The sequence below is a fragment of the Pseudomonas sp. BYT-1 genome (assembly GCF_023611805.1).
Taxonomy (GTDB): domain Bacteria; phylum Pseudomonadota; class Gammaproteobacteria; order Pseudomonadales; family Pseudomonadaceae; genus Aquipseudomonas; species Aquipseudomonas guariconensis.
This window is the reverse complement of record NZ_CP072559.1, coordinates 3282130-3294187: the sequence shown is the minus strand read 5'-3', so window position 1 is coordinate 3294187 and position 12058 is coordinate 3282130. Positions and strand designations below refer to the sequence as shown.

At 68.1% G+C, this 12058-nt stretch carries 5 protein-coding genes; 1 reads left to right on the top strand and 4 read right to left on the bottom strand.

The genetic code is table 11. From position 1 onward, the window contains the following. Positions 1-15: 15 nt before the first annotated feature. The 4 genes from J5X93_RS15360 to J5X93_RS15345 are packed head-to-tail and all read right to left on the bottom strand — an operon-like array spanning position 16 to position 2598. Positions 16-585, bottom strand: coding sequence for a DUF6162 family protein (locus J5X93_RS15360; RefSeq protein ID WP_182942992.1), 570 nt, complete (start codon positions 583-585; stop codon positions 16-18). Then, entirely contained in the window at positions 582-899 is a 318-nt protein-coding gene (locus J5X93_RS15355) for a hypothetical protein (protein WP_182942994.1), read from the bottom strand. Before J5X93_RS15355 ends, J5X93_RS15360 begins: the two co-directional genes overlap by 4 nt. Beyond that, positions 896-1429: a PA2404 family protein gene (locus J5X93_RS15350; protein WP_070571318.1), complete on the bottom strand. Its 534-nt coding sequence runs from the start codon at positions 1427-1429 to the stop codon at positions 896-898. Before J5X93_RS15350 ends, J5X93_RS15355 begins: the two co-directional genes overlap by 4 nt. Further along, the gene (locus J5X93_RS15345) at positions 1426-2598 is read right to left on the bottom strand and encodes a PepSY-associated TM helix domain-containing protein (RefSeq protein WP_043214078.1); all 1173 of its coding nucleotides are present in this window, start codon (positions 2596-2598) and stop codon (positions 1426-1428) included. The genes J5X93_RS15350 and J5X93_RS15345 overlap by 4 nt, the downstream gene beginning before the upstream one ends. 254 nt (positions 2599-2852) lie before the next feature. Here J5X93_RS15345 and J5X93_RS15340 point away from each other — a divergent pair, with 254 nt between their 5' ends. After that, positions 2853-12044: a non-ribosomal peptide synthetase gene (locus J5X93_RS15340; protein WP_182942997.1), complete on the top strand. Its 9192-nt coding sequence runs from the start codon at positions 2853-2855 to the stop codon at positions 12042-12044. Positions 12045-12058: the final 14 nt, after the last annotated feature.

Here is a 12058-nt window from a genome sequence, read left to right as displayed (position 1 = left end):
GGGGAATCCTTCGGTTCAGTGGCGGTGTTGGCGGGTGACCCCGGCGTCGTAGTGGCTGACCACCTGCTGCCAGCCGGCGGCGATCAGCGCGGTCTGGCCCAGGTCGTCCGGGGCCAGGGCGCTGCGGTCACGGCGCAGCCAGACATCCGGCTGTTCGCCGTCGCCAGAAGGCAGGATCAGCAGCAGGCTGCCCGCCACCTGGGCGTCCTGGCTGAGGCCCAGGTAGGCGCCGCTGGGCAGTCGCTGCCAGTGGTGACCTCCGCGGCGCTGGCTGCTGGCGTCGGGCACGAAGGGCGGCAGGCCTTCCTCGGCCAAGGCCTCCACGTCCGGGACCTGGCCGCTTTCCTCGCGCAGCAGCGCGATCTCCTCGACCGCTACCCACAGGTCGGTGTACAGGCCTTGCTCGGCGGCGGTGAGGTCGCGGCGGGCATCGATCTGGTGGGCCGCGATGGCCACTTCGTCTTCGCGCTCACCGCGCAGCACCACCACCGTGGTGGCGAAGGTGATGATCAGCAGGGCGGCGAGCAGCACGTACAAGGTCTCGTGCCCGGCACCGGCCGGGCGTACTACCTGGGCCCGGCTCATGGCGCGCCTATGTCGGCATGGTCGACTTCCACCACATGGCCGGGGCCTGCGTCGAACAGCACATAGAACTCACCCTCGGGGCGCTTGAAGGTCAGGGTGGAGTCTTCGCCGAGCTTGCTGGCCAGCAGCACCTGTTCGTCATAGCCGATCACGTCCAGGGTCACTCCTGGTGCGCCGCTGCCGTCGGAGAACCCGCCTTTGCAGGTGATCTGGTCGGCCGATTCGGTGCATTCGCACATGGGGTTATGGGCCTGCGCAGGCAGCGCGACGCCCAGCAGCAGGGGCAGGGCGAGGGCGCCCATCCAGTGTTTCATTGCTTGCCTCCTTGTTTCTGAAGCCACGCCACGGTGGCCGGCGATGCCTTGGCCAGCGGAATCGAGGCCTGGTGCATCTGCCCGTCCCAGCCTTCGAAGGTGAGCCACAGCTCGGCGTCGGGCCGGGTCTTTTGCGGAATGTTGACCTCGCCGGTCATGCGATAAGGCGTGCCGACGAACAACGCGCCGGCTGCCCGCAGGCTGCGCGGTTTGCCCACGCGCAGGTACACCGCCTTGATGTCGCTGCACTGCTCGCACAGGGCAATCTTGAACTGCTTGAAGTAGCCCGCCGGGCCGTCGGAGCGCGGCGCCTCGTCGAAGCGCTCGGCCAGGCGCACGCTCCACGGGCCGGCATTCAGTTCGCCCAATTCACGTTCGCCCAGGCCGATTTCGCCACGGTCCATCGAGGCTTCATGCAAGTACTTGGGCATCAGCCCGAGGGGAATCAGCACCAGCAGGATGTTCAGGTGAAATCGCCACTTCAGCCAGAAACGTTTGACTGGCGACTGGGGTGGGGTGTGCTTGCTCATAGGCTGGCCTCCGACGCGGTCGCCGCGCGTGCCCGGGGCTGGCGCTTGAGCGCAGCGGCGGTGGCCTGGGCGGTGCGCTTGGTCCAGATCAACAGGCCGCTGAGCACCATCAAGGTCAGCATCAGGCCAAAGAAGGCCCAGATCAGCTTGACCCAGATACCGCCGAAATCACCGGTGTGAAGCGGGCGCATGGACTCGGTGACGAACTCCAGGGCCGAGCGATCCGAAACCATGAACGAAGCCTCGACCTTGCTGTTGTAGGGGTTGACGTTGACTGTTTCGAACATCAGCGGATACCAGCCGCGCCCGCCCATGTAGTAATGGCTGTAGGCATTGCCCGGCAGGGTGATGAAGGTCACCTCGAAGCCTGGGAAGCGCTCGGTGGCGGCGCGCTCGGCCTCGTCCAGGCTGATCGGCGTGGGCGCCTGGCCGTCGGCGGTGCGCGGCACGTCTTCGCGGGCGATGGCCGGCACGATCGGCTCGCTGGAAATCGTCACGTGGTTATCGGCCAGCGTGGCCTGGATCAGGAACCAGGTGCCGGTGATGGAGATGGTGGCGATGAACCAGATCGACCAGACCCCGCTCAGGCGGTGCAGATCGCCCCAGAAGATCCGCGAACCGTGGCCCAGGCGCGGCAGCTTGAAAAAGCCTTTCCAGAAGCGCTTGTACACCACCAGCCCGGTGACCAGCGAGGCGAGCAGCGGCAGCCCCAGCAAGGACACCAGGTACCAGCCCCAGCTGTAGCCGTTGGTGAACGGCACCAGCCACCAGCCGTGCAGTGCCCGGGTGAAGGCTTCGAAATCGAAGGTCGGGCTCTTGCCCTGGATCGCTCCGGTGTAGGGGTTCACGTACAGGATCGGTGACGTGCCGTCGGGGTAGGTGACGCTGGCGGTGAGGGCGAAGTGCGCCTCGCCCGGCTTGCTGATGTAGTTCACCGCGATGGCCGGGTCGGCGCGGTGGATCGCGTCGAGCACCTGCTGGTAGCTCAGCGGCTGGGCGTCATCGTGGGGCTTGCTGGCGCGCACGTCTGGGTTGGCCAGCCAGACGATTTCTTGGCTAAGCACGGCCAGGGTGCCGGTCACGCAGACGATCAACACGAAGAACCAGATGGGCAACGCCAGCCAGCTGTGCACCAGGAACCAGGTTTTGGAGCGGGACTTTTTCGACATGAGTACCGGTCTTGTTGGGCAAATGAGCCACGACATCGCGCAACGGCCCAGGCGGGCTTTTCGCGACTGAATCGCATTCGTTTCTATATGTGACGAATGAGCGGCAAAAACCTGCGGGGCAAAATGCAAAAAAATATTTCAACGCCTCTGGGCCGCGGCGTTGCGCCGAGCCTAAATCCGCCGAATTGAGTTTCGTTCCTAACTGCATGCGAGTGCCCCGGCACTACGAATGAACTTTTAGGAAGACGCCCAGCATGAAACCTGAAGACGCCGAGAAGCTTGCCCGTCGCTTTATCGCCCTGCCGTTGGACAAGCGGCGCCTGTTTCTTCAGGCCTTGGCGCGAGAAGGGGTGGAGTTCTCGCTGTTGCCCATTCCTGCGCAGGTCGAGGGCATCGCCTGCGCGCAGCCGTCCTACGCCCAGCAGCGCATGGGGCTGTTGTGGTTGCTCGATCCAGAAGGCGCAGCCTACAACCTACCCGGAGCGGTGCGCCTACAGGGCGTGCTGGACCTGGACGCACTGAGCGCGGCCTTCGAGGCGCTGGTGGCGCGGCATGAGCCGCTGCGCACGCTGTTCCGCCTGGAGGAGGGCATCTGGTATCCCCGCGTGCAGGCGCCTGGGCCACTGGCGCTGGAGCGCCACGATCTTGCAGGTTGCGCCGAGCGCGAGCAGCGCTTGCAAGACATCGCCCAGCAGCAGGCGGGCCTGCCGTTCGACCTGCAGGAAGGGCCGTTGCTACGGGTATGCCTGGTACGCCTGGCCGAGGACGAGCACGTGCTGTTGCTCACCTTGCACCACATCGTCGCCGATGGCTGGTCGATGAACGTGCTGATCGACGAATTCAGCCGCCTGTACGCCCAATGCGTGGCGGGCCAGGTACCCCAGTTGCCGCCGCTGCCGATCCAGTACGCCGACTACGCCCTGTGGCAGCGAAGCTGGCTGGAGGCGGGCGAGTTGCAGCGCCAGCTCGACTATTGGACGGCCCAGCTGGGCGATGAACAGCCGGTGTTGGAATTGCCGACCGATTTTCCCCGGCCAGCCGCACCGAGTTATCGCGGCGTGCGCCTGGAGTTCGCCATCGACCCTGCGTTGGCCACGGGCCTGCGCACACTGGCCCAGCAGCAAGGCGTGACCTTGTTCATGGTGCTGCTGGCCTCGTTCCAGGCCCTGTTGCACCGCTACACCGGCCAGCAGGACATTCGTGTCGGCGTGCCGGTCGCCGGGCGCGGCAAGGCCGAGACCGAAGGGTTGATCGGCTTGTTCGTCAACACCCAGGTGCTGCGCGCCCAGCCGCGTGGGGATCAGCCGTTCAACGCACTGCTGGCTGAAGTCCGTACGGCAGTGTTGGGTGCCCAGGCGCACCAGGAGCTGCCGTTCGAGCGTCTGGTCAACGCCCTTGAGCCTTCGCGCGATGCTGCCCATTCGCCGCTGTTCCAGGTGCTCTACAACCACCAGCCCGTGGTCGCCGACCTCGAGCAGTTGTACATCGCCGACGGGCTCAAGGCCTCGCGCCTTGAGTTGGGTGGGCGCACCACCCAGTTCGACCTGGCCCTGGACACGCTGGAAAAGTCTGGCGCCCTGCACGCAGCCTTGACCTACGCCTGCGACCTGTTCGAGCAGGCCAGCATCGAGCGCTTGCGCGAGCACTGGCTGAACCTGCTGCAGGGCATCGTCCAGGCGCCGGATGCACGCCTGGGCGACCTGCCGCTGCTAGGGCATGCCGAACGCGAGCGTCTGCTGCGCGGCTGGAACGCCACCGCCGAGCACTACGAAAACGGCCCCTGCGTGCAGCGCCTGATCGAGGCGCAGGCCCTGCGCACGCCGGATGCCCCGGCCTTGGTGTTCGGCAGTACGCAGTTGAGCTATGCCGAACTGAACGCCCGAGCCAACCGCCTGGCCCATCGCCTGATCGAGGCAGGCGTCGGCCCTGAGGTGCTGGTGGGCATTGCCCTTGAGCGTTCGCTGGAGATGGTGGTCGGCCTGCTGGCAATCCTCAAGGCCGGCGGTGCCTACGTGCCGCTGGACCCGGACTACCCCGCCGAACGCCTGGCCTACATGCTCGAAGACAGCGGTGTGAACCTGCTGTTGACCCAGACCGCGCTGCGGACACGCCTGCCGCTGAACGCCGACCTGCGCATCTTGTGCCTGGACAGTGCCGCCGCCGACTGCGCCGGGTATCCGCACAGCGATCCCGCCTGCCAGGTCAGTGGCCACAACCTGGCCTATGTGATCTACACCTCCGGTTCCACCGGCCGCCCCAAAGGTGCTGGCAATAGCCATCAGGCGTTGTTCAACCGCCTGGCCTGGATGCAGCAGGCCTATGGGCTGCAGGCGTGCGACAGCGTGTTGCAGAAAACGCCGTTCAGCTTCGATGTGTCGGTGTGGGAGTTCTTCTGGCCGCTGATGGTCGGTGCGCGCCTGGTGGTGGCCCAGCCCGGTGCCCATCGCGACCCGGCACAACTGATCCAGATCATCACCGAGCAGGGCATCAGCACCTTGCACTTCGTGCCCTCGATGCTCCAGGCCTTCATCCATGAGCCGGGCGTCCAGGCCTGCACCAGCCTGCGACGCATTGTCTGCAGCGGCGAGGCCCTGCCGGCCGAAGCCCAGGCCCAGGTGTTCGCCCGTTTGCCTGGGGCGGGCCTGTACAACCTCTACGGCCCGACCGAAGCCGCCATCGACGTGACCCACTGGGCCTGCATCGAGGATGGCCGCCACAGCGTGCCGATCGGCCGGCCCATCGCCAACCTGCGCAGCCACATCCTCGATGCCGAACTCAACCCGGTGCCGGTTGGCGCCGCCGGTGAGCTGTACCTGGGCGGCGTGGGCCTTGCGCGTGGTTACCACCGCCGCCCGGCGCTGACCGCCGAGCGCTTCGTGGCCGACCCATTCGGCTCCGGTGAGCGCCTGTACCGCACCGGCGATCTGGCGCGTTACCGCGAAGATGGCGTGATCGACTACTTGGGGCGCCTGGATCATCAGGTGAAAATCCGTGGCCTGCGCATCGAGCTGGGCGAGATCGAGGCCGGCCTGATGGCTCACCCGGCGGTCAAGGAAGCGGTGGTGCTGGCCCAGGACAACAAGCTGTTGGTCGCCTACCTGGTGCCATCGGCGCCTGTGGCCGATAGCGGCGCGCTGCAGGCGCAGCTGCGAGCCCATCTGCAACTGAGCCTGCCGGTGTTCATGGTGCCGGAGTGCTTCATGCTCCTGGAGCGTCTGCCGGTCACTGCCAACGGCAAGCTCGACCGCAAGGCCTTGCCACGCGCCGGAGCGGTGCGCCAGCAGCACGAGGCGCCGCACAGCGAACGCCAGCGCGCCTTGGCGCAGATCTGGCAGCCGTTGCTGGGCGTCGAGGCGGTCGGGCTGGACGATAACTTCTTCGCCCTGGGCGGCGATTCGATCATCGCCATCCAGGTGGTCAGCCGCGCCCGCCAGGCCGGCCTGCGCCTGAGCCCCGCCGATGTGTTCAAGCACCAGACCCTGCGCGAGCTGGCCGAAGCCGTGGAGCAGGCGCCGCTGGTGCAGGTCGAGCAAGGGCCGCTGCAGGGCGAGGTGGCGTTGACGCCCATCCAGCATTGGTTCTTCGAACAGACGATTCCGACGCGCGAGCATTGGAACCAAGGCCTGCTGCTGACCCCGCGCGAGCCGCTGCAGCCCGAGCGTCTGGAGGCGGCCCTGGTGCGCCTGGTCCAGCAACACGACGCCTTGCGCCTGCGCTATCGCCACACATTGACCGGCTGGCAGCAAACCCACGCCGAGGCGGCGCCTGTGCAGCTGTGGCATCGTCAGGCTGCGTCGGCCCAGGCCTTGCGCGCCCTGTGCGACCAGGCCCAGGCCAGCCTGGACCTCGCCGACGGCCCACTGCTGCGTGCGCTCTTGGTGCAGATGGCCGATGGCAGCCAGCGGCTCTTGCTGGTCGCCCATCACCTGGTGGTGGACGGGGTGTCCTGGCGCGTGCTGCTGGAGGACCTGCAGCAGGCCTACCGTCAGCAGGCCTTGCCGGTCAAGACCAGCGGCTACCAGCACTGGGCTGCACGTTTGGGCGATTACCTGCCACGAGCTCGTCAGCAATTGCCGTTCTGGCTGGCGCAGCGCGCCAGCGCGCCACTGCCGCACGACAACCCGAATGGGCGCAGGGTCAACGCCAGCGCGGCCGTGCTGACCTGGCGCCTGAGCGCCGAGCGCACCCGCCAATTGCTGCAGCGCGCAGGCCAGGCCTACCGCACCCAGGTCAACGACCTGCTGTTGACCGCCCTGGCCCAGGCCGTGGCTGACTGGAGCGCTCAGGCGGACTGCCTGGTACTGCTCGAAGGCCACGGTCGAGAGGCGCTGTTCGACGACATCGATCTGAGCCGCACCGTGGGCTGGTTCACCAGCCTGTTCCCCGTGCGCCTGAAGGCTGCGCCGACGCCGGGCGAGGCGATCAAGGCGGTCAAGGAGCAGTTGCGCGCGGTGCCGGACAAGGGCGTCGGCTATGGTGTGCTGCGCTACCTGGATGCCGAGGCCGGCGCACAGCTGGCCGCCCAGGCGCAGGCGGGCATCCTGTTCAACTACCTGGGCCAGTTCGACCAGCAATTCGGAGACGACGCCTTGTTCGCTCCGGCCATCGAAGGCAGCGGCCAGGCCCAGGATCCTATGGCGCCGTTGGCCAGCGCTTTGAGCCTGGAAGGGCAGGTGTACCAGGGCCAGCTGGTGCTGGAGTGGCGCTACTGCCGCGAAAGCTTCGCTACCGCCACCCTCGAGCGTCTGGCCGAGGGCTTCGGCCAGGCCCTCGAGGCGTTGCTTGACCATTGCCTGGCCCCCGGCACCCTCGGCGTGACACCTTCGGACTTCCCTTTGGCGCGGCTGAACCAGGCACAACTCGATGGCCTGGCCTTGGACTGGGCTCACGTCGAGGATGTGCTGCCGCTTTCGCCCTTGCAGCAGGGCATGCTGTTCCACAGCCTCTACGCGCCCGAGACCGGCGCCTACATCAACCAGTTGCAGGTGTGCATCGACGGCCTGGACGTGGCGCGCTTCGCCGCCAGCTGGCAGGCCGTGCTCGCACGCCACGACGTGCTGCGCAGCCAGTATCACTGGGAGGCCCTGGCGCAGCCGGTGCAGTCGATCGCCCGCGAGGTAGCACTGCCACTGCAGGTGCTGCCGGGCGAAGGCGCGGATATCCAGCGCATTGCCGATCAGGAGCGCACCCGCGCCTTCGCCCTGGACCGCGCACCCTTGCTGCGCCTGGTGCTGGTGCACCTGGGCGGCGAGCGCTACCAGTTGATCTACACCAGCCACCACATCCTCATGGATGGCTGGAGCAACGCCCAACTGCTGGGCGAGGTGTTGCAACGCTATGCAGGCGGCCAACCGCCGGTGAGTGCGGGCAAGTACGCCGATTACCTGGCCTGGCTGCAACGGCGCGACCCGGCCTTGGACGAGGTCTTCTGGCGCGGCCAGCTCCAGGCGCTCGAAGCACCGACCCTGCTGGGCGAAGCGCTGCCCCGCGAGGCGGGCGAGGAGGGTTTCGGCGAGTTGGTCCACGGCTTGGACGAAGCCTTCAGCCAACGCCTGGCGGCGTTCGCCCGGGCCCAACAGGTGACCGTCAGCGTGGTGTTCCAGGCGGCCTGGGCGTTGCTGCTGCAGCGCTACTGCAACCAGCCATCGGTGGCCTTCGGCGCCACCGTGGCCGGGCGCCCGGCGCAGTTGCCGGGCATCGAGCAGCAGGTCGGGTTGTTCATCAACACCTTGCCGGTGATCTGCGCGCCGCGTGCGACCCAGCGCGTGGCTGCCTGGCTGGGCGAGGTGCAGGCGCTTAACCTGCAACTGCGCGAGCACGAGCACACTTCGCTGGTCGACATCCAGCGCTGGGCCGGCCAGCAGGGGGCCTTGTTCGACAGCCTGCTGGTGTTCGAGAACTTCCCGGTGGCCGAGGCGCTGCGCCAAGGGGCACCGGGCGGCTTGCGGCTCTCGCAGGTCAGCAACGTCGAGCAGACCAGCTATCCGCTGACCCTGGGCATCGAGCAGCACCAGGGCCTGGTACTGACCTTCAGCCACGACCGCACCCGGATCGGCAGTGCACAGGTGGCGCAGCTGCGCGATGCCCTGGTGCACCTGCTTGCGCAGTTCGTGGCCGCGCCTGAACAGCCGCTGGCGAGCCTGGGCCTGCTCGATGCCGCGCGCCACGCCGAGCGCCTAGCCCAGGGCGGGCAGCCGCGGCTGACGCTGGACAGCCCGCTGTTGGCGCACCAGCGCTTCGAATGCCAGGCAGCGCTCACGCCACAGGCGCTGGCCCTGATCGCCGGCGAGCAGCGCTGGACCTACGACCAACTCAATGCCCAGGCCAACCGCCTGGCCCATCGCCTGCGCGCATGCGGCGTGGGTCCTGGCCAGCGCGTGGGGCTGTCGGTGCGACGCGGGCCGATGATGATCGCCAGCCTCTTGGCGGTGCTCAAGGCGGGCGCCGCCTATGTGCCGCTGGACCCCGACTACCCGGCCGAACGCCTGACCTACATGATCGAGGACAGCGCCCTGAGCCTGTTGCTCATGCAGCCTGGTTTGCTCCAGGCGCCGGCCGGGCTGCCTTGCCTGCTGCTGGAGGCGGGCGAGGGCTGGCTGGAGGGCTACAGCCCGGAAAACCCGGTCAACCTGGCCAGTGCCCAGGACCTGGCCTACCTGATCTACACCTCCGGTTCCACCGGCCAGCCCAAGGGGGTGTCGATTGCCCATGCGGCACTGCGCGAATTCTGCGTGATCGCCGCCGACTATTCGCAACTGGTCCCCGAGGATCGAGTGCTGCAGTTCGCCACCTTCAGCTTCGACGGCTTCGTCGAGCAGTGCTACCCGCCGCTGTGCGTGGGCGCCTGCTTGGTGCTGCGCGGCGATGAGCTGTGGGACACCACGACCCTCTACGAGCAGATCATCGCCCAGGGCATCACCCTGGCCGACCTGCCGGCGGCGTACTGGTTCCTGCTGGCCCAGGAGTGGGCCGCCAGCGCACCGCGTGAGGCCGGGCGCCTGCGCCAGGTGCATGTGGGGGGCGAGGCGATGTCCGCCGAGGGGCTCAAGCTGTGGCACGCGGCTGGGCTGGGGCATGTGCGGCTGGTCAACACCTACGGCCCCACCGAGGCCACGGTGGTGTCGAGCACGCACCTTTGCACCTTGGCCGACAGCGCGGGCGCCATTCCGATCGGCCGCGCGTTGCCGGGGCGGGCGCTGCACATCCTGGACGGCCACGGCCACCTGGCCCCGGTGGGCCTGGCCGGCGAGCTGTGCATCGCCGCAGGCGCGGGCCTTGCCCGTGACTACCATGGCCGTGCGGCGCTGACCGCCGAGCGCTTCGTGCCAGACCCGTTCGCCGGCACCCCGGGCCAGCGCTTGTACCGCAGCGGCGACCTGGCGCGGGTGCGCGCCGATGGCGTGGTCGAGTACATCGGCCGGGCCGACCATCAGGTGAAGATCCGTGGTTTCCGGGTCGAACTGGGTGAGCTGGAAGCGCACCTGCAAGCGTTGCCCATGATCCGCGAAGCAGCGGTGCTGGTGCACGAGGGCGCCACCGGCAAGCAATTGATCGGCTACGCCGTGCCCACCGCGCCTGCGCATACCAGCGCCGAACTGACCCGCGCCGTGCGCCAGGCGCTCAAGGCCCGCTTGCCGGACTACCTGTTGCCGGCCCAGGTGGTGGCGCTGGCAGCGCTGCCGCTCAACCGCAACGGCAAACTCGACCGCACGGCCTTGCCCGCGCCCGAGGCCCTGGCGCTCGAGGGTGGCGAGCCGCTGCGCGAAGGCCTGGAGCAGCAGCTCGGGCAGATCTGGCAGCAGGTGCTGGGCCTCGATGGCCTGGGCCGCGAGGACAACTTCTTCGACCTGGGCGGCCACTCCCTGCTGGCCACCCAGATCGTTTCCCAGGTGCGCCGGCAAGTGGGGCGTGCAGTGAGCCTGCGGGCGCTGTTCGAGCATCCGCGGCTGTGCGATTTTGCCGAGCAGGTGCGCGCCAGTGCCGATCAGGCCGTACTCGCCCGCCCGGCCATGGCGCGAGACTCAGGGCCGGGCGAGCAGCCATTGTCGTTCGCCCAGCAGCGCCTGTGGTTCCTCTGGAGCCTGGAGCCGCACAGCTCGATGTACAACATGCCCGGCGCCCTGCGCCTGCGCGGCCCACTGGATCCGGACGCCCTGCGCCGTACCTTCGAAGCCTTGCTGGCGCGTCATGAAGTGCTGCGCAGCACCTACCACGAGGCGCGCGGAAGTACCTGGCAACAGGTGCGTGACGACCTGCCGCTAGCGCTGCGTTACCGCGACTTGCGTGGCCTGGCCGATGCCGAGGCCAGTGCCCAGGCACTGGCCCGCGAGGAAGTCGCGCAGCCGTTCGATCTGGCCAACGGCCCACTGCTGCGTGTGCAGGTGCTGCAACTGGCCGACCAGGACCATGTGCTGCTCATGACCTTGCACCACATCGTCGCCGACGACGGCTCGTTCCGTGTGCTGATCGACGAGTTCGTCAGCCTCTACAGCGCATTCGCGGCAGGCGAGCAGCCGACCCTGCCAGGGCTGAACCTGCAATACGCCGACTTCGCCCGCTGGCAGCGCCAGTGGCTGGAGCAGGGCGGCGAACTGCAACGCCAACTCGCCTGGTGGCAGGCCCATCTGGGCGAGCATCACCCGGTGCTGGAGCTGCCGCCGGACCCGACTGCCGAACCCGGCGAAGCCGGGCAGGGCGCGACCTGCCACTTCACCTTCGACCGCGCCCAGAGCGCGGCCTTGCGCCGGTTCGCACGGCAACGCCAGCAGTCGCTGTTCAGCGTGCTGCTGGCCGCGTTCAACGTGGTGCTGCAACAGCGCACCGGGCAGGCCCGCCTGCGCATCGGCACCGACATCGCCAACCGCAACCATGCCGAGCTCGAGCGCATGGTTGGCTTCTTCGTCAACCAGCTGGTGCTGCAGGTGGAGCTTGTGCCGGCGATGACTGCCGATCAGCTGCTGACCCTGTGCAGCCGAACGTTGATCGAGGCATCCGAGCACCAAGACCTGCCGTTCGAGCGCCTGGTCGAGGCCCTGCGCCTGCCCCGGCGCAACGGCCGCTCGCCGCTGTTCTCGATCAAGCTGATCCACCAGGAAGGCGTGGGGCGCCTGCCGTCGATGGGGGCGCTGCAGGTCAGTGACTTCCCGTCCGGGCGCCAGGCGGCCGAGCTGGACCTGGTGGCGGCGTTCTACAACGACGACGAGCACCTGCACCTGAGCTTCGAGTATCCGGCCGGGCGTTTCGCTCCGGCCACGCTGGAGGCGATGTTCGAGCAGGTCCGGGCGGTGCTCGCGGCGCTGGTCGGGGGCGCAGCCACCCTGGGCGAGCTGTCGGCCCGGGCCGAGCAGGTCTGGCGTGACCACCAGCAGCGCCAGAGCAGCGAACGCGCCGCCCGCCTCAAAGGGCTGCACCCGATCCGCCGGCGTCGCTCCAGCGCCGTCGAATGACCTGATTGTTCAAC